At 69.5% G+C, this 15,804-nt stretch carries 27 protein-coding genes; all 27 read right to left on the minus strand.

Features of this window, described 5'->3' with window-relative positions; genetic code table 11:
• Positions 1–179: 179 nt before the first annotated feature.
• The 27 genes from rpmJ to tuf all read right to left on the minus strand — a co-directional run bounded on the left by rpmJ (position 180) and on the right by tuf (position 15,785).
• Positions 180–293: a 50S ribosomal protein L36 gene (gene rpmJ, locus AC5R91_RS15000; RefSeq protein WP_003956441.1), complete on the minus strand. Its 114-nt coding sequence runs from the start codon at positions 291–293 to the stop codon at positions 180–182.
• Positions 294–372: 79 nt separating this feature from the next.
• A complete protein-coding gene (infA, locus tag AC5R91_RS15005; RefSeq protein WP_006541558.1) occupies positions 373–594 on the minus strand; it encodes a translation initiation factor IF-1 in 222 nt (73 codons plus the stop codon).
• Positions 595–848: 254 nt separating this feature from the next.
• Positions 849–1,694, minus strand: a complete 846-nt coding sequence (gene map / locus AC5R91_RS15010) for a type I methionyl aminopeptidase (RefSeq protein ID WP_495397754.1) — start codon at positions 1,692–1,694, stop codon at positions 849–851.
• A gap of 166 nt (positions 1,695–1,860) precedes the next feature.
• A complete protein-coding gene (locus AC5R91_RS15015; protein WP_044884211.1) occupies positions 1,861–2,514 on the minus strand; it encodes an adenylate kinase in 654 nt (217 codons plus the stop codon).
• Positions 2,514–3,806 carry a preprotein translocase subunit SecY gene (gene secY, locus AC5R91_RS15020; RefSeq protein ID WP_011602314.1) on the minus strand — a complete coding sequence of 431 codons (1,293 nt, stop codon included), beginning with the start codon at positions 3,804–3,806 and terminating at the stop codon, positions 2,514–2,516. Before secY ends, AC5R91_RS15015 begins: the two co-directional genes overlap by 1 nt.
• Before the next feature lie 254 nt (positions 3,807–4,060).
• Positions 4,061–4,591, minus strand: coding sequence for a 50S ribosomal protein L15 (rplO, locus tag AC5R91_RS15025; RefSeq protein WP_495397755.1), 531 nt, complete (start codon positions 4,589–4,591; stop codon positions 4,061–4,063).
• A 2-nt stretch (positions 4,592–4,593) separates the two neighbouring features.
• Positions 4,594–4,779, minus strand: coding sequence for a 50S ribosomal protein L30 (gene rpmD / locus AC5R91_RS15030; RefSeq protein ID WP_011602312.1), 186 nt, complete (start codon positions 4,777–4,779; stop codon positions 4,594–4,596).
• Entirely contained in the window at positions 4,779–5,387 is a 609-nt protein-coding gene (gene rpsE, locus AC5R91_RS15035; RefSeq protein ID WP_009740511.1) for a 30S ribosomal protein S5, read from the minus strand. Before rpsE ends, rpmD begins: the two co-directional genes overlap by 1 nt.
• 53 nt (positions 5,388–5,440) lie before the next feature.
• Positions 5,441–5,815 carry a 50S ribosomal protein L18 gene (gene rplR, locus AC5R91_RS15040; protein ID WP_495397756.1) on the minus strand — a complete coding sequence of 125 codons (375 nt, stop codon included), beginning with the start codon at positions 5,813–5,815 and terminating at the stop codon, positions 5,441–5,443.
• Positions 5,816–5,825: 10 nt separating this feature from the next.
• The gene (gene rplF / locus AC5R91_RS15045) at positions 5,826–6,362 is read right to left on the minus strand and encodes a 50S ribosomal protein L6 (RefSeq protein WP_044884209.1); all 537 of its coding nucleotides are present in this window, start codon (positions 6,360–6,362) and stop codon (positions 5,826–5,828) included.
• A 12-nt stretch (positions 6,363–6,374) separates the two neighbouring features.
• Entirely contained in the window at positions 6,375–6,785 is a 411-nt protein-coding gene (gene rpsH, locus AC5R91_RS15050; RefSeq protein ID WP_495397757.1) for a 30S ribosomal protein S8, read from the minus strand.
• A 144-nt stretch (positions 6,786–6,929) separates the two neighbouring features.
• The gene (locus tag AC5R91_RS15055; protein WP_011602308.1) at positions 6,930–7,115 is read right to left on the minus strand and encodes a type Z 30S ribosomal protein S14; all 186 of its coding nucleotides are present in this window, start codon (positions 7,113–7,115) and stop codon (positions 6,930–6,932) included.
• A 4-nt stretch (positions 7,116–7,119) separates the two neighbouring features.
• Positions 7,120–7,704 carry a 50S ribosomal protein L5 gene (gene rplE, locus AC5R91_RS15060; protein ID WP_495397758.1) on the minus strand — a complete coding sequence of 195 codons (585 nt, stop codon included), beginning with the start codon at positions 7,702–7,704 and terminating at the stop codon, positions 7,120–7,122.
• Positions 7,705–7,742: 38 nt separating this feature from the next.
• A complete protein-coding gene (gene rplX, locus AC5R91_RS15065) occupies positions 7,743–8,069 on the minus strand; it encodes a 50S ribosomal protein L24 (protein ID WP_495397759.1) in 327 nt (108 codons plus the stop codon).
• A gap of 2 nt (positions 8,070–8,071) precedes the next feature.
• Positions 8,072–8,440, minus strand: coding sequence for a 50S ribosomal protein L14 (gene rplN / locus AC5R91_RS15070; protein WP_009740518.1), 369 nt, complete (start codon positions 8,438–8,440; stop codon positions 8,072–8,074).
• Between the two features lie 123 nt (positions 8,441–8,563).
• Positions 8,564–8,872, minus strand: coding sequence for a 30S ribosomal protein S17 (gene rpsQ / locus AC5R91_RS15075; protein ID WP_495397760.1), 309 nt, complete (start codon positions 8,870–8,872; stop codon positions 8,564–8,566).
• 5 nt (positions 8,873–8,877) lie between these two features.
• Positions 8,878–9,144 (minus strand): 50S ribosomal protein L29, encoded by a 267-nt coding sequence (rpmC, locus tag AC5R91_RS15080; RefSeq protein WP_197537247.1) that lies wholly within the window; start codon positions 9,142–9,144, stop codon positions 8,878–8,880.
• Entirely contained in the window at positions 9,144–9,560 is a 417-nt protein-coding gene (rplP, locus tag AC5R91_RS15085) for a 50S ribosomal protein L16 (RefSeq protein WP_009740521.1), read from the minus strand. Before rplP ends, rpmC begins: the two co-directional genes overlap by 1 nt.
• Positions 9,561–9,563: 3 nt before the next feature.
• Complete coding sequence (rpsC, locus tag AC5R91_RS15090) at positions 9,564–10,571, minus strand: 30S ribosomal protein S3 (protein WP_495397761.1); 1,008 nt, start codon at positions 10,569–10,571, stop codon at positions 9,564–9,566.
• A complete protein-coding gene (gene rplV, locus AC5R91_RS15095; protein ID WP_044884204.1) occupies positions 10,571–10,996 on the minus strand; it encodes a 50S ribosomal protein L22 in 426 nt (141 codons plus the stop codon). The genes rpsC and rplV overlap by 1 nt, the downstream gene beginning before the upstream one ends.
• Positions 10,989–11,270, minus strand: coding sequence for a 30S ribosomal protein S19 (gene rpsS / locus AC5R91_RS15100; RefSeq protein WP_009740524.1), 282 nt, complete (start codon positions 11,268–11,270; stop codon positions 10,989–10,991). The genes rplV and rpsS overlap by 8 nt, the downstream gene beginning before the upstream one ends.
• 90 nt (positions 11,271–11,360) lie before the next feature.
• Positions 11,361–12,194, minus strand: a complete 834-nt coding sequence (gene rplB, locus AC5R91_RS15105; RefSeq protein ID WP_009740525.1) for a 50S ribosomal protein L2 — start codon at positions 12,192–12,194, stop codon at positions 11,361–11,363.
• Between the two features lie 61 nt (positions 12,195–12,255).
• Positions 12,256–12,552 carry a 50S ribosomal protein L23 gene (rplW, locus tag AC5R91_RS15110; RefSeq protein ID WP_009740526.1) on the minus strand — a complete coding sequence of 99 codons (297 nt, stop codon included), beginning with the start codon at positions 12,550–12,552 and terminating at the stop codon, positions 12,256–12,258.
• Positions 12,549–13,259, minus strand: coding sequence for a 50S ribosomal protein L4 (rplD, locus tag AC5R91_RS15115; protein ID WP_495397762.1), 711 nt, complete (start codon positions 13,257–13,259; stop codon positions 12,549–12,551). The genes rplW and rplD overlap by 4 nt, the downstream gene beginning before the upstream one ends.
• A complete protein-coding gene (gene rplC, locus AC5R91_RS15120) occupies positions 13,256–13,960 on the minus strand; it encodes a 50S ribosomal protein L3 (protein WP_495397763.1) in 705 nt (234 codons plus the stop codon). The genes rplD and rplC overlap by 4 nt, the downstream gene beginning before the upstream one ends.
• Positions 13,961–13,977: 17 nt before the next feature.
• The gene (gene rpsJ / locus AC5R91_RS15125; protein ID WP_007514815.1) at positions 13,978–14,286 is read right to left on the minus strand and encodes a 30S ribosomal protein S10; all 309 of its coding nucleotides are present in this window, start codon (positions 14,284–14,286) and stop codon (positions 13,978–13,980) included.
• A gap of 305 nt (positions 14,287–14,591) precedes the next feature.
• Positions 14,592–15,785 (minus strand): elongation factor Tu, encoded by a 1,194-nt coding sequence (gene tuf, locus AC5R91_RS15130; protein WP_009740529.1) that lies wholly within the window; start codon positions 15,783–15,785, stop codon positions 14,592–14,594.
• Positions 15,786–15,804 lie beyond the last annotated feature (19 nt).

The following is a 15,804-nucleotide window of genomic DNA, read 5'->3' on the forward strand; positions in this document are numbered from 1 at the left end:
GGAGGTCTCGGGCGATGCCGCCCCGACCGGCACAGTGCCGGCCGGGCCCCGGCCTCCGACCGGGGGTGAGACGTCCCGCGCGGAACGCCTGGCATCGCTTGGGTGCGGTGCTCCTCACCCGGGCCGCGCGGCGCACAGGAGCGCGCCGCCGGCGGGGCGAAGCCCACCCGTCAGAGGCTTCAGCCCTGACGCTGCTTGTGACGCAGGTTGTCGCAGATGACCATGACACGCCCGTGGCGGCGGATCACCTTGCACTTGTCACAGATCTTCTTGACGCTGGGCTTGACCTTCACGGCTGTTGCGGACCTCCTGCGCAGCCGCGGGCCGCGCGTGGCGATGGGATGGTGGTACGGGCGATGTGGAGGAGATCGACTACTTGTAGCGGTAGACGATGCGGCCGCGAGACAGGTCGTAGGGCGAGAGCTCGACCACGACGCGGTCCTCCGGCAGGATCCGGATGTAGTGCTGACGCATCTTGCCGCTGATGTGGGCGAGAACGCGATGACCGTTCTGGAGCTCGACCCGGAACATTGCGTTCGGGAGCGGCTCCACAACCCGGCCCTCGATCTCGATGGCCCCGTCCTTCTTCGGCATGTCCTCCGCTGTCCTGACGTCGACGACTGAATCGGCGGTTCGGCCGCGACCGGTCGAGCTGACCGGACATCAGTCCGGAAAGACCCAGGTCAGAAGTCCGGGTACCCAGAGGGGACCACAGACCGCCAACCACACTGCCACCGACCGCAACTGCCACGAAACAGGACTGCTATCGACGCGGTGGAGCACACCGGCGTGAGGAGACCGCCAACTGAAGAGTGTACGTGGCCCATCCGTCAAGGGCCAACACAGGCTCAGCCGATGCCGGACGGGGCGTCCGCGGGCTGCCCGCAGGCGACGCCGAGTGCGGCGAGCCGAGCGACCCCACCGTCAGGCTCGGTCAGCACCCAGGGGCCTCGCGGGGTGATCGCCACCGAGTGCTCGGTGTGCGCGGCGAGGCTGCCGTCCTGGGTCACGACGGTCCAGTCGTCGGAGAGCACTGTCGTGTCCGGCGAGCCCGTGGTGATCATCGGCTCGATCGCCAGCGCCAGCCCCTCGACCAGGCGGATGCCGCGGCCGGGCCGGCCGTAGTTGAGCACGTGCGGGGGCTGGTGCATCTCGGTGCCGATGCCGTGGCCGCCGTAGTGGTCGACGATGCCGTAGCCGTGCGGGCGGATGTGGCGCTCCACAGCGGCACTGATGTCGGTGAGCTTGCCGCCGAGCTGGGCGGCGGCCAGGCCGGCCCACAGCGAGCCCTCACAGGCCGCGATCAGGTCGAGGGCCTCGCGGGACACCTCACCGACCGGGACGGTGATCGCCGCGTCCCCGTGCCAGCCGTCTACGATCGCGCCGCAGTCGATCGAGATGATGTCGCCCTCGCGCAGCACCCGCCTGCGCGTCGGGATCGCGTGGACGACCTCGTCGTTGACGGAACTGCAGATCGACGCCGGGTACGGCGGCTGGGCATAGCCCTTGAACGAGGGGATTCCGCCGTCGCCGCGAATCGTCTTCTCCGCGAGGGCGTCGAGGTCCGCGGTCGTCACGCCGGGGGCGACCGCCTCGCGCAGCCGGGCGAGCGTCTTGGCGACGAGCAGGCCGGCCACCCGCATCTTGGCGATCTCCGCCGCGGTCTTGATCTGGACGTGCTCTCGTCGCGCCACGCTCTCGCCTCGGTCTGTGTCCGTGTCCTGGTCCGATACCCGATGCTAACCGTCGACCCGATGCCGGCAGCAGGGACGATCATCCGAGCCGCCGGCACCCACGCCGAGGACCGCCGCCAGGCCGCCACCCACCGCGAGGACGGGCAGGCGCTGGGCGGCGGGCGTCTCAGTCCCCGTAGTGCCGCAGCGCGTCGAGCGCGCGATCGGTGACGTTGTCCACCGGGCCGGTGGCGTCGATGCCGATCAGGATGCCCTTCTCGGCGTAGTACGCCACCAGCGGCGACGTCTGGTCCGCGTACACCTCGAGCCGGTGGCGCACGGTCGCGGCCTGGTCGTCGTCGCGCTGGAACAGGTCGCCGCCGCACCGGTCGCACAGGCCCTCGACCGACGGCGGGTCGAAGTCGAGGTGCCAGATGTGACCGCAGGCTCGACAGGTCCGCCGGCCGGAGAGCCGCCGCACCACCTCGTCGTCGTCGACGACGAGCTCCAGGACCACGTCCAGGCGGGTTCCCATCCCGTCGAGCATCTGCCCAAGCACCTCGGCCTGGGGCACGTTGCGGGGGAACCCGTCGAGCAGGAAGCCCTTGACCGCGTCGTCCTCGGCGAGCCGGTTGCGAACCATCCCGATGGTGACCTCGTCGGGCACGAGGTCACCGGCATCCATGAAGGTCTTGGCCTTGACGCCCAGTTCGGTTCCCTGTCGCACGTTCGCTCGGAAGATGTCCCCAGTAGAGATCTTGGGGATGGACCGCGCCTGGGCAATGAACGCGGCCTGCGTACCCTTTCCGGCACCGGGCGGTCCCACCAGTACGAGGCGCACTACCGGAGGAAACCTTCGTAATTGCGGAGCATGAGCTGGCTTTCGATCTGCTTCACGGTTTCCAGCCCCACCCCCACCATGATCAGGACCGAGGTGCCCGCGAAGGGGAACGGCTGGTCCTTGGTCAGGTTCAACAGTGCCAACGGAAGGACGGTGATCACTCCGAGGAACAGCGAGCCGGGGAGAGTGATCCGGTCTAGTACGTGTTTGAGGTACTCCGCAGTCGGGTTACCCGGTCTGATCCCGGGGATGAACCCACCATACTTCTTCATGTTGTCCGCGACCTCCGTTGGGTTGAAGGTGATCGCAACATAGAAGTAGGTGAAGGCGATGATGAGTGCGAAGTACGTCACGAGGTAGAGCGGATGGTCCCCGCGAGAGAGATACCTCTGCTCGAAGTCCTGAAAGCCCTGGTTGCTCCACACCTGCCCGGCGAGCTGCGGGAGCTGGAGCAGGGAGGACGCGAAGATGACGGGGATGATCCCGGCCTGGTTGACCTTGATGGGCAGGTAGGTGGAGGTGCCCCCGTACATCCGCCGACCGATCAGCCGCTTCGCGTACTGGACCGGGATCCGTCGCTGGGACTGCTCGACGAACACCACGAAGACCATGATCGCGAGCCCCAGCAGAATCACCAGACTGAACACCACACCGCCGGCGACCTGGAGGATCCGGCTGCCCTCGGAGGGAAGCCGCGCCGCGATCGAGGTGAAGATCAGCAATGACATGCCGTTGCCGACGCCGCGCGCCGTGATCAGCTCGCCCATCCACATGATGACCGAGGTACCGGCGGTCATCGTGATGACGATCGTCGCGACCCGGAACAGGCTCGTGTCCGGGATGATGGCGGCCGAGCAGCTCGGGAAGAGCCGTCCGCTGCGGGCCAGTGCCACGATGCCGGTCGCCTGCAGGACGCCGAGCGCGATCGTCAGGTAGCGGGTGTACTGGGTGAGCTTCTGCTCGCCCGAGCTGCCTTCCTTCTTGAGCTGCTCGAGGCGGGGGATCACGACGACGAGCAACTGGATGATGATGCTCGAGGTGATGTAGGGCATGATGCCCAGCGCGAAGATGGAGAGCTGGAGCAGTGCGCCGCCGCTGAACAAGTTGATCAGCGAGTAGACGTTGCTGCTGTCGGCGCTCGCGCTGTTGAGGCAGGTGTTGACCGCGCGGGTTGAGACGCCGGGCGACGGCATGACGCTGCCGAACCGGAACAGCACCACGATCCCGACGGTGAACAGCAGCTTCTTGCGCAGGTCAGGAGTGCGGAATGCCCGCGTGAAGGCGGTGAGCACGGCTCCTCCTGCTGGGATTGCGGACCGACGGGGAGTGGACATCCTGCCCTGTGCGGAGCGCCTACGACGGCCGGCGGCCGACGTCGGTTAGGCGACTGTAACAGGACACCCGGTCCACTCGTCCGGACATCACGCCCAGTAAGCAGCGGTGGCCGGGAAGAACCAGTCTGGCGCCGGTGCGCGCCGCCTGTTGCACGGGCTGCCCGGACAAGCAGGGCGAGGGACGGCCGTGGGGCCGCCCCTCGCCCGGGGTCTCAACTCTGGGTGACGCTCCCGCCGGCGGCCGCGATCTTCTCCCGCGCGGACGCCGAGAACGCGTCGGCGCTGACGTGCAGCGCGACGTCGATGTCGCCGTTGCCCAGCACCTTCACCGGCAGCTTGGCGCGCACGGCCCCCTTGGCCACGAGGTCGGCCTTGGCCACCTCGCCGCCCTCGGGGAACAGCTCGGCCAGCGTGGACAGGTTCACCACCTGGTACTCCACCCGGGCCGGGTTGCTGAAGCCCTTGAGCTTGGGCAGCCGCATGTGCAGGGGCATCTGGCCACCCTCGAACCGGGCGGGCACCTGCTTGCGGGCCTTGGAGCCCTTGGTGCCACGACCGGCCGTCTTGCCCTTGGAGCCCTCACCGCGACCGACGCGGATCCGGCTGCGGTGGGCGCCGGGCGCCGGACGCAGGTGATGCACCTTCAGGCCGCGGCCACGCTCGGTCTGCGCCGAGCCGGCGTCGCCCTGGGCGGTCTCACCGCTGGGGGTCCCACCCTTGTCGGTCTTGGTCAGTTCGGCCATGGCTAGGAGTCCACCTCCTCGACCCGGACAAGATGGGTCACAGTCCTGATCATCCCGCGGACCTCGGGACGGTCGTCACGGACGGTCGTGGCGTTGATCTTCCGCAGGCCGAGGGTCCGCAGCGTGGCCCGCTGGTTGTGGGTGCCGCCGATCCCCGAACGGATCTGCGTGATGCGCAGCTTGGCCATCACACACCGGCCCCGGCCGCGCGGGCGCGCAGCATGGCCGGCGGGGCGACGTCCTCGAGCGGCAGCCCGCGCCGAGCCGCGATCTCCTCGGGCCGCATGAGGCCGCGCAGGGCGGCCACCGTCGCGTGCACGATGTTGATCGGGTTCGACGAGCCGAGCGACTTCGACAGTACGTCGTGCACGCCGGCGCACTCCAGCACGGCGCGCACCGGACCGCCGGCGATCACACCGGTACCGGGCGAGGCCGGCTTGAGCAGGACGACGCCCGCCGCCTCCTCACCCTGCACCGGGTGCGGGATCGTCGAGCCGATCCGGGGCACCTTGAAGAAGTGCTTCTTGGCCTCCTCGACGCCCTTGGCGATGGCGGCGGGGACCTCCTTGGCCTTGCCGTAGCCGACGCCGACGGTCCCGTCCGCGTCACCGACCACGACGAGGGCCGTGAAGCTGAAGCGACGACCACCCTTGACGACCTTGGCGACGCGGTTGATCGCGACGACTCGCTCGACGTAGGCGTTCTTCTCCTGGGCCGGGCCGCCGCCCGACCGGTCCCGGCGTTCCCGACGGTCCGAGCCGCCGGACCCGCCGCCGCGGCGCTGCTGGCCTGGCATCTACAACATCTCCCTGTGCTGGCTGTACTGGGTGGCTTGCGGCTGGGCGGTCATCAGAAGTCCAGCCCGCTTTCCCGCGCCGCATCCGCGAGCGCGGCGATCCGACCGGCGTAGGTCCGGCCGCCGCGGTCGAACACGACCGCGTCGATCCCGGCCGCCTTCGCCCGCTGGGCGACCAGTTCGCCGACCTTGCGGGCCTGGGCCGACTTGTCGCCCTCGCCATCGCGCAGGGTGACGTCCAGGGTGGACGCCGAGGCGAGCGTGTGGCCGGCGGCGTCGTCGATGACCTGGGCGTAGATGTGCCGCGAGGACCGGGTGACGACGAGCCGGGGACGGGACTGGGTGCCCGCCACCTTCTTGCGCACGCGGACATGCCGACGGAGCTTCGCGGTCCGCCGACGCGCGCTGGCGCCGAGGCTCACTGCCATGATCTATCTCCTACTTCCCGGTCTTCCCGACCTTGCGGCGGACGACCTCGCCCTGGTAGCGCACGCCCTTGCCCTTGTACGGGTCGGGCTTGCGCAGTCCGCGGATCTTCGCAGAGACCTCACCGACCAACTGCTTGTCGATCCCGTGGACCACGAAGCGGGTCGGGGTCTGCACCTCGAAGCGGATGCCCTCGGGGGCCTTGACCGGGACGGGGTGGCTGTAGCCGAGCGCGAACTCCAGGTCGGAGCCCTTCGCCTGGACGCGGTAACCGACGCCGACGATCTCCAGGGTCTTGGAGTACCCGGTGGTGACGCCGGTGACCATGTTGGAGACGAGGGTGCGGGTCAGGCCGTGCAGCGAGCGGGACCGGCGTTCGTCGTCCGGGCGGGTCACGACGAGCTGACCCTCCTCCCGGTTGACCCCGATCGGCTCGACCACGACGTGGCTCAGGGTGCCCTTGGGCCCCTTGACGGTAACGGTCGCCCCCTCGACGGTGATGTCGACACCGCTGGGGACGGGAATGGGCAGGCGCCCGATCCGAGACATCGCTCGCCTTCCTTACCAGACGTAGGCGAGGACTTCCCCGCCCACGCCCCGCTTGCCCGCCTGCTTGTCGGTCAGCAGCCCCGACGAGGTGGAGATGATGGCAACGCCCAGTCCCCCGAGCACCCTGGGGAGGTTCGTCGCCTTGGCGTAGACCCGCAGGCCCGGCTTGCTGATGCGCTTGATCCCGGCGATCGAACGCTCGCGGTTCGGGCCGTACTTCAGATCGATGACCAGGGTGTGGCCGACGCCGCCAGCCAGGGTCGCGTCGTCGACGTGCCAGCTGGAGATGTAGCCCTCCTGCTGGAGGATCTCGGCGATGTGGGTCTTGATCTTGCTGTGGGGCATCACCACACTGTCGTGGTACGCCCGGCTGGCGTTGCGGACACGCGTGAGCATGTCCGCAATCGGGTCGGTCATCGTCATGGCTTGACGCCTTTCTCACGGCGGTTCCCGCCGGCGCCGGGGATCGTCCCCGGCAGCCGTCGTGTGGGCCTGCCGCGATCGGGGGGAGGTGCGGAGGTGGAGCGGTCTACCGGGCTGCTCCCGTGTCTACCGGGCTGCTCCCGTCTACCAGGAGCTCTTGGTGATGCCGGGCAGCTCGCCGCGGTGCGCCATCTGCCGCAGGCAGACCCGGCAGAGTCCGAAGACCCGGTACACGGAGCGGGAGCGGCCGCAACGCTGGCAGCGCGTGTAGCCGCGCACCGCGTACTTCGGCTTGCGGTTCGACTTCTCGATCAGTGCCTTCTTGGCCATCTGTCTAGTTCTCCCGGAAGGGGAAGCCCAGCGCCCGCAGGAGCGCCCGGCCCTCGTCGTCGGTGGTCGCGGTGGTGACGACCGTGATGTCCATGCCCCGAACCCGGTCGATCCGGTCGATGTCGATCTCGTGGAAGATCGACTGCTCGGTGACGCCGAACGTGTAGTTGCCCGCGCCGTCGAACTGCTTCGGCGACAGCCCGCGGAAGTCACGGATGCGCGGCAGCGCGATGGAGACCAGGCGGTCGAGGAACTCCCACATCCGGTCGCCGCGCAGGGTCACCTTCGCCCCGATCGGCATGCCCTCGCGCAGCTTGAACTGGGCGATGGACTTCTTCGCCCGCCGGACGGCCGGCTTCTGGCCGGTGATCGCGGCGAGGTCGCGCACGGCGCCGTCGATGAGCTTCGCGTCCCGGGCGGCGTCGCCGACGCCCATGTTGACGACGACCTTCACGACGCCGGGGATCTGCATGACGTTGCGGTAGGAGAACTCCTCCCGCAGCCCCTGGGCGATCTCGTCGCGGTACCGCTGCTTGAGCCGTGGAACCGGGCGAGCACCGGTGGTCCGGTCTTCGGTGGTCACAGTCATTTGATCTCGATTCCCAACTGCTCGACTGCTCGCTCGGCCTACAGCTCGGCGCCGGTGCGCCGGGAGATGCGGACCTTGGTGCCGTCCTCGTTGATGCGGTACCCGATCCTGGTGGGCCGTCCGTCCGACGGGTCGACGATCATCACGTTGCTCACGTGGATCGGCGCCTCCTGGGTGACGATGCCCCCGGACTGCGAGCCCCGCGAGCTCTGCTGGACGCGGGTGTGCCGGGTGATCCGGTTCGCGCCCTCGACGAGGACCTTGTTCAGCTCGGGGTAGGCCCGGATGACCTTCCCCTTCAGGCCGCGGTCCTTGCCGGTGATGATCTGGACCGTGTCACCCTTCTTGATCTTCAAAGTGGCCACGGTCACAGCACCTCCGGCGCCAGCGAGATGATCTTCATGAACTTCTTGTCACGCAGCTCCCGGCCGACCGGCCCGAAGATGCGGGTGCCTCGGGGGTCACCACCGTCCCGGATGAGCACCGCCGCGTTCTCGTCGAAACGGATGTAGGAGCCGTCCGGCCGCCGGCGCTCCTTGGTGGTGCGCACCACGACCGCCTTGACCACGTCGCCGCGCTTCACGCCGGCGCCGGGCAGGGCATCCTTGACCGTGCCGACGATGATGTCGCCGATCCCCGCGTAACGACGCCCAGAGCCGCCAAGCACCCGGATGCAGAGAATCTCCCGCGCTCCGGTGTTGTCGGCGACCCGAAGTCGCGACTCCTGCTGAATCACTTTCCGCTCCTGATCACCCGGTACCGCTGATCAACCGGTACTGCATCGGACCCGGTCACCCGGGCGCCGGGGGCTGGTTCGCCCACGGGGCCGACTTGCCCCTGGGGCTGCCTCGCCCCGGAACTACTTGGCCTTCTCCAGGACCTGCACGACCCGCCACCGCTTGGTGGCCGACAACGGCCGGGTCTCCATCAGCAGCACGCGGTCGCCGACACCGACGGTGCCGGCCTCATCGTGCGCCTTGACCTTCTTCGTCCGGCGGATCGTCTTGCCGTACAGCGGGTGCTGCACGCGGTCCTCGACCGCGACCACGACGGTCTTGGTCATCTTGTCGCTGACCACGAGGCCCTCGCGGACCTTGCGGAAGCCGCGGTCCGTGACCGCCGCCTCGGTGTTCTGCGAAGCCTCCTGGGAGGCCGTCTCGTCTGCCACTGCCCTCACGCCCGTTCCGACTGCGTCGCGTCATCGTCCGCCGCACCGGCGACCAGCGCCGGATCGCCGGTGATACCCAGCTCCCGTTCGCGCATCACCGTGTAGATCTTGGCGATGTCACGCCGCACGGCACGCAGCCGCCGGTTGTTGGAAAGCTGCCCGGTCGCCGCCTGGAACCGGAGGTTGAACAGCTCCTCCTTGGCCTCCCGGAGCTTGTCGACGAGCTCGTCGCCCGACAGGCTCCGCAGCTCGTCCGCGGTAGCGACAGCCATCACGCACCACCTTCACGAACCACGAAACGGCACTTCATCGGCAGCTTGTGGATCGCGCGCCGCATCGCCTCCCGGGCCACGGGCTCCGCGACTCCGGACAGCTCGAACAGCACCCGGCCCGGCTTGACGTTCGCGACCCACCACTCGGGCGAGCCCTTGCCGGAACCCATCCGGGTCTCGGCGGGCTTCTTGGTCAGCGGGCGGTCCGGGTAGATGTTGATCCAGACCTTGCCGCCACGGCGGATGTGGCGGGTCATCGCGATACGCGCCGACTCGATCTGCCGGTTCGTCACGTAGGCCGACTCCAGGGCCTGGATCCCGTACTCACCGAACGTGACGCGGGTTCCGCCCTTGGCCGCACCGGTCCGCCCGGGGTGGTGCTGCTTGCGGTGCGCGACCTTCCGGGGAATCAGCATGATCTATTCCTCCGCCTTCTCCGGAGTGCCCGTCGTCGCGGCGGCGGCCGGCGTGGCGGCCGACTCGGTCGCGGCGGTGGCGGGCGCGGTCGGCTCGGCCGCCGGGGCCTGCGACGGCGCGGCCTCGGGCGCGGTGGTCTCGGGTGCGGTCGACTCAGGTGCGGTCGTCTCAGCTGCGGTCGTCTCAGGTGCAGCGGTCTCGGGGGCAGCGGTCTCGGGGGCCGGCGCGTTCCCGCCACGACCCCGGCGCTCGCTGCGCGCCGCGGCGCGACCGGCGTCGGTACCGCCCTGCGTGGTGCCGGACGAGCCGGAACGCGGCCCGCGGCGCGGGCGGTCCCGACGGGTCTGACGCTGCAGCGCCTCCTGCGCCTCGCGCTCGGCCCGGCTCTGGACGATGTCGCCCTTGTAGATCCAGACCTTCACGCCGATGCGGCCGAAGTTCGTCCGGGCCTCGTAGAAGCCGTAGTCGATGTCCGCCCGCAGGGTGTGCAGCGGCACCCGGCCCTCGCGGTAGAACTCCGACCGGCTCATCTCGGCGCCGCCGAGGCGACCCGAGCACTGGACCCGGATGCCCTTGGCGCCGCCCTTCATCGCCGTCTGCATCGCCTTGCGCATGGCGCGGCGGAAGCTGACGCGGCTGGAGAGCTGCTCGGCCACGCCCTGGGCGACGAGCTGCGCGTCGACCTCGGGGTTCTTGACCTCGAGGATGTTGAGCTGCACCTGCTTGCCGGTGAGCTTCTCCAGGTCGCCGCGGATGCGGTCGGCCTCGGCGCCGCGGCGCCCGATCACGATGCCCGGACGCGCGGTGTGGATGTCCACCCGCAGCCGACCCTGGGTCCGCTCGATGTCGACCCGGCTGATACCGGCCCGCTCCATGCCCCGCGACATCATCTTGCGGATCTTCACGTCCTCGCCGACGTACGCCTTGTACTGCTTGTCGGCGTACCAGCGGGAGGTGAACTCCGAGGTGATGCCAAGCCGGAACCCGTGCGGGTTGACCTTCTGTCCCACTACCGGGCCCTCCTAGTCGTCTTCGCGCCCCGACCGGCCGCGGAGACCGGCTCCCGGCTCTCCACCACGACGGTGATGTGGCTGGTGCGCTTGCGGATCCGGTAGGCCCGGCCCTGGGCGCGGGGCCGGATGCGCTTGAGCGTCGGCCCCTCGTCCACGTAGACCTCGCCCACCCACAGGGTGGCGGGGTCGAGGCTGTGGTTGTTCTCGGCGTTCGCCGCGGCGCTGGCGACGACCTTGTACACGTCGTCGCTGGCCGCCTGCGGGGCAAACCGGAGGATGTCCAGCGCCTCGCTGACCGACCGGCCGCGCACCAGGTCGACGACCCGGCGAGCCTTCGTCGGCGAGACCCGCACGTAGCGGGCCGACGCCTTGGCGCCCGGCAGACCGGCTCGGGTCACGCCCTCGACGAGATCGTCAGCCACGGCGCGACCTCCGGTCCTCCTTGACGTGGCCGCGGAACGTCCGGGTCGGGGCGAACTCGCCGAGCTTGTGCCCGACCATGCCCTCGGTGATGAAGACCGGGACGTGCTTGCGGCCATCGTGCACGGCGATCGTGTGCCCCAGCATGTCGGGGATCACGGTGGAGCGCCGCGACCAGGTCTTGATGACGTGCTTGGTGCCCTTCGAGTTCTGCACGTCCACCTTCTTGAGCAGGTGGTCGTCGACGAACGGGCCCTTCTTCAGACTGCGTGGCATGGTTGTGTCTCCTCCTTCCTGCTCAGATCCGGTGGGTACGGGGGGCGGACGGCGGGCTCACGGGCGCCGGGGTCCGGGTGCGTGAGGTCACTACCGCCGCCTGTTCTGCTTGCGACGACGCACGATGAGCGCGTCGGACGACTTGTGGTTGGCGCGGGTCCGCCCCTCCGGACGGCCCTTCGGGTTGACCGGGTGGCGACCACCGGAGGTCTTGCCCTCACCACCACCGTGCGGGTGGTCGACCGGGTTCATCGCGACACCACGCACGGTGGGCCGGCGGCCCTTCCAGCGCATCCGGCCGGCCTTACCCCAGTTGATGTTGCTCTGCTCGGCGTTGCCGACCTCGCCGACGGTGGCGCGGCAGCGGACGTCCACGTTGCGGATCTCGCCCGAGGGCATCCGCAACTGGGCGTAGGGGCCGTCCTTCGCGACGAGCTGCACGCTGGCGCCGGCGCTACGGGCGATCTTCGCGCCGCCGCCGGGACGCAGCTCGATGGCGTGCACCACGGTGCCGGTCGGGATGTTGCGCAGCGGCAGGGCGTTACCGGGCTTGATGTCGGCGCCCACCCCGGAGCTGACCTGGTCACCCTGCTTGAGCTTGACCGGCGCGATGATGTAGCGCTTCTCGCCGTCGGCGTAGTGCAGCAGTGCGATGCGGGCCGTGCGGTTCGGGTCGTACTCGATGTGCGCGACCTTCGCCGGCACGCCGTCCTTGTCCCGCCGGAAGTCGATGATCCGGTAGGCCCGCTTGTGGCCGCCGCCCTGGTGTCGGGTGGTGATCCGGCCGTGGACGTTGCGTCCGCCCTTCGAGTGCAGCGGGCGGACCAGCGACTTCTCCGGGTGGTCACGGGTGATCTCGACGAAGTCGGCCACGCTCGCGCCGCGACGCCCCGGCGTCGTCGGCTTGTACCTACGAATTCCCATGGCTTCCTACCGTCCCTGGCCCGTCGACCGGTGGGCCGCCGCCGCGGCGCGGCGCACGCGCTCAGGCACCGGGGCCTCCGAAGATCTCGATCGTGTCACCGGGAGCCAGGCTCACCAGGGCCCGCTTGGTCGCGGACCGGTGTCCCCAGCCGTGCTTGGTCCGCTTGCGCTTGCCCTGCCGGTTGATGGTGTTCACCCGCAGGACGCGCACGCTGAAGATCTGCTGGACCGCGAGCTTGATCTGGGTCTTGTTCGCGTCCGGGTGCACGATGAAGGTGTAGACGTTCTCGTCGAGCAGGCCGTAGCTCTTCTCGGAGACGACCGGCCGCAGGATCACGTCACGCGGGTCGGGAATCACTTGTTCTCCTCCGCCCCGGCCGCGGCGGGCGACGCCGGGCGGCTGTCGCGGGCGAGGAACGCGGCCAGCGCCTCCTCGGTGAAGACGACGTCGTCGCTCACCAGCACGTCGTAGGTGTTGAGCTGCCCCGGGTCGAGCAGGTGCACCGCCGCGACGTTGCGCAGACTCTTCCAGGTCAGCTCGTCACTGCGGCTCGCGATCACCAGCACGCGGCGGGTGTCCGCGACCGTGCGCAGCGCCGTCACCGCGGCCTTGGTCGACGGCGCCTCGCCGGAGACCAGCGAGGACACGACGTGGACCCGGTTGTTGCGCGCCCGATCGGACAGCGCGCCGCGCAGCGCGGCGGCCTTCATCTTCTTCGGGGTGCGCTGGTCGTAGCTGCGCGGCGTCGGGCCGTGCACAACGCCACCGCCGGTGAACTGCGGAGCGCGCAGTGAGCCCTGCCGGGCGCGGCCGGTGCCCTTCTGCCGGTACGGCTTGCGACCACCGCCGCGGACCTCGCCGCGGGTCTTGGTGGCGTGGGTGCCCTGTCGGGCCGCCGCGAGCTGCGCGACCACGACCTGGTGGATCAGCGGGACGTTCAGCGGCACGTCGAACACGCCACCGGGCAGCTCAGCACTGCCACCGTCGCCGCCGTTCGGCGCGTGCACCGAGACGGTGCGCGTGGTGGTGGCATCCGGATCGGATGCGGTCGCCACCGGGCTCATGCCGAGACCTCCTCACCGGCGCCGACGGTCGCGGTCGGGGCGATCGCCTCGGGCGCCGGGCGCTTGGCCGCGCTGCGCACGAAGACGAGGCCGCCGTCCGGGCCGGGAATCGCGCCCTTCACCAGCAGAAAGCCACGCTCGGTGTCGACGGCGTGGATGGTCAGGCCCGGCGTGGTGGTGCGCGCGTGGCCCATCCGGCCCGCCATGCGCAGGCCCTTGAAGACGCGGCCGGGGGTGGCGCAGCCGCCGACCGAACCCGGCGAGCGGTGCTTGCGCTCGACGCCGTGCCCGGCGCCCAGGCCCTTGAAGCCGTGGCGCTTCATGACACCGGCGAAGCCCTTGCCCTTGGAGGTGCCGGTGACGTCGACGACGGCCCCCGGGACGAACACCTCGCCGGTCAGCTCCTGGCCGGGCCGGTAGTTCGCGGCGTCGGCGGTGCGCAGCTCGACGAGGTGGCGCCGCGGCGTCACCCCGCTCGTGGCGAAGTGCCCACGGGCCGGCTTGTTGATCTTACGCGGGTCGATCTCGCCGTAACCGAGCTGGACGGCCGAGTATCCGTCCGAGTCAGGCGTCTTGACCTGCGTGACGACATTGGGTCCGGCCTTGATGACGGTGACCGGCACGACGCGGTTGTTCGCGTCCCATACCTGGGTCATCCCGAGCTTGGTGCCCAGGAGCCCTCTGTAGTTGCGGATGAGCATGACTGCGCCGGCCCCTCTTACAGCTTGATCTCGATGTCGACACCGGCGGGGAGGTCGAGCCGCATCAGCGAGTCGACCGTCTTCGGCGTCGGGTCAAGGATGTCGATCAGCCGCTTGTGCGTCCGCATCTCGAAGTGCTCGCGGCTGTCCTTGTACTTGTGCGGCGACCGGATGACGCAGTAGATGTTCTTCTCCGTCGGCAGCGGCACCGGTCCCGCGACCTGCGCACCCGTCCGGGTCACCGTCTCGACGATCTTCCGCGCCGAGCTGTCGATGACCTCGTGGTCATAGGCCTTGAGCCGAATGCGGATCTTCTGTGCCGCCATGGTGGGCTTCGCCTGTCCTGTCTGTCTCGTCCGGCCGGTACCGCTACCGGGTCACCGCCCGTAGATCCACGCCGCCGCCGGTGGCGCGAGGCCCGTGCCCCGCCGCCGGCGAAGGGAATCTGCCGGTTACCGCTGTCTCGTGCCGGCCCCGCGTCGATCGATCGACGCTCGGGCCGGATTACCTGCCACGTCGGCAGCCGGGTGGCGCCGGCAGCCGGGCCGCCCGGGTGGTGAGGGCAATCGCGCCGCCCGGGCAGCAATGTGGGCGGTGGGCCCGGGGGCTCCGGACCCACCGCCCACCGCCACTACTTGAGAACCTTCGTGACCTGGCCCGCGCCGACGGTCCGGCCACCCTCGCGGATGGCGAAGCGCAGACCCTCCTCCATGGCGATCGGCTGGATGAGCTCGACCGTCATCTCGGTGTTGTCGCCCGGCATGACCATCTCGGTGCCCTCGGGGAGGGTCACGACGCCGGTCACGTCGGTGGTGCGGAAGTAGAACTGCGGCCGGTAGTTCTTGAAGAACGGCGTGTGGCGGCCGCCCTCGTCCTTGTTCAGGATGTAGACGCGCGCCTCGAACACCGTGTGCGGGGTGATCGTCTTGGGCTTGACGATGACCTGGCCGCGCTCGACGTCCTCGCGCTTGATGCCGCGCAGGAGCAGGCCCACGTTGTCGCCGGCACGCCCCTCGTCGAGCAGCTTGCGGAACATCTCGACGCCGGTCACGGTCGTCGTGGTGGTCTCCGGCTTGATGCCGACGATCTCCACGGTCTCGTTGACCTTGACGATTCCACGCTCGACGCGGCCGGTGACGACCGTGCCACGACCGGTGATCGTGAAGACGTCCTCGATCGGCATGAGGAACGGCCGGTCGATGTCACGCTGCGGCTCGGGGATCGAGTCGTCGACCGCGGCCATGAGCTCGAGGAGCTTGGCGCCCCACTCCTTGTCGCCCTCCAGCGCCTTGAGCGCGGAGACGCGAATGACCGGAACGTCGTCGCCCGGGAACTCGTACGAGCTGAGCAGCTCGCGAACCTCGAGCTCGACGAGCTCCAGGATCTCCTCGTCGTCGACCATGTCGGCCTTGTTCAGCGCGACGACGATGTAGGGCACGCCGACCTGACGCGCGAGGAGCACGTGCTCCTTCGTCTGCGGCATCGGGCCGTCGGTCGCGGACACCACCAGGATCGCCCCGTCCATCTGGGCGGCTCCGGTGATCATGTTCTTGATGTAGTCCGCGTGCCCGGGGCAGTCGACGTGCGCGTAGTGCCGCTTGTCGGTCTGGTACTCGACGTGCGCGATCGAGATCGTGATACCGCGGGCCTTCTCCTCCGGCGCCTTGTCGATCTGGTCGAACGGCGTGAAGGGGTTGAGGTCCGGGTGCGCGTCGTGCAGGACCTTGGTGATCGCCGCGGTCAGCGTGGTCTTGCCATGGTCGATGTGACCGATGGTGCCGATATTGACGTGCGGCTTCGTCCGCTCGAACTTCTGCTTCGCCACGGGTGTCCCTCCAAGGACG

This window comes from Frankia sp. BMG5.60 (assembly GCF_059428125.1).

Excerpts from the sequence above, each read along its gene's own strand:
- rplO (WP_495397755.1), bottom strand. The coding sequence starts at position 4,591 with ATGGCCGAACTGACCAAGACCGACAAGGGTGGGACCCCCAGCGGTGAG.
- rplP (WP_009740521.1), bottom strand. The coding sequence starts at position 9,560 with ATGCTGATTCCCCGGAAGGTCGCGCACCGCAAGCAGCACCACCCCGGG.
- rpmD (WP_011602312.1), bottom strand. The coding sequence starts at position 4,779 with ATGGCCAAGCTGCGCATCACGCAGATCCGTTCGGGGATCGGCGGCACC.
- rpsE (WP_009740511.1), bottom strand. The coding sequence starts at position 5,387 with ATGCCAGGCCAGCAGCGCCGCGGCGGCGGGTCCGGCGGCTCGGACCGT.
- rplR (WP_495397756.1), bottom strand. The coding sequence starts at position 5,815 with ATGGCAGTGAGCCTCGGCGCCAGCGCGCGTCGGCGGACCGCGAAGCTC.
- rpmC (WP_197537247.1), bottom strand. The coding sequence starts at position 9,144 with ATGGCTGTCGCTACCGCGGACGAGCTGCGGAGCCTGTCGGGCGACGAG.
- rplE (WP_495397758.1), bottom strand. The coding sequence starts at position 7,704 with ATGACTGTGACCACCGAAGACCGGACCACCGGTGCTCGCCCGGTTCCA.
- rpsH (WP_495397757.1), bottom strand. The coding sequence starts at position 6,785 with ATGACGATGACCGACCCGATTGCGGACATGCTCACGCGTGTCCGCAAC.
- rplF (WP_044884209.1), bottom strand. The coding sequence starts at position 6,362 with ATGTCTCGGATCGGGCGCCTGCCCATTCCCGTCCCCAGCGGTGTCGAC.
- rplD (WP_495397762.1), bottom strand. The coding sequence starts at position 13,259 with ATGAGCCCGGTGGCGACCGCATCCGATCCGGATGCCACCACCACGCGC.
- AC5R91_RS15055 (WP_011602308.1), bottom strand. The coding sequence starts at position 7,115 with ATGGCCAAGAAGGCACTGATCGAGAAGTCGAACCGCAAGCCGAAGTAC.
- rpsS (WP_009740524.1), bottom strand. The coding sequence starts at position 11,270 with ATGCCACGCAGTCTGAAGAAGGGCCCGTTCGTCGACGACCACCTGCTC.
- infA (WP_006541558.1), bottom strand. The coding sequence starts at position 594 with ATGCCGAAGAAGGACGGGGCCATCGAGATCGAGGGCCGGGTTGTGGAG.
- rplC (WP_495397763.1), bottom strand. The coding sequence starts at position 13,960 with ATGCTCATCCGCAACTACAGAGGGCTCCTGGGCACCAAGCTCGGGATG.
- rpsJ (WP_007514815.1), bottom strand. The coding sequence starts at position 14,286 with ATGGCGGCACAGAAGATCCGCATTCGGCTCAAGGCCTATGACCACGAG.
- rplB (WP_009740525.1), bottom strand. The coding sequence starts at position 12,194 with ATGGGAATTCGTAGGTACAAGCCGACGACGCCGGGGCGTCGCGGCGCG.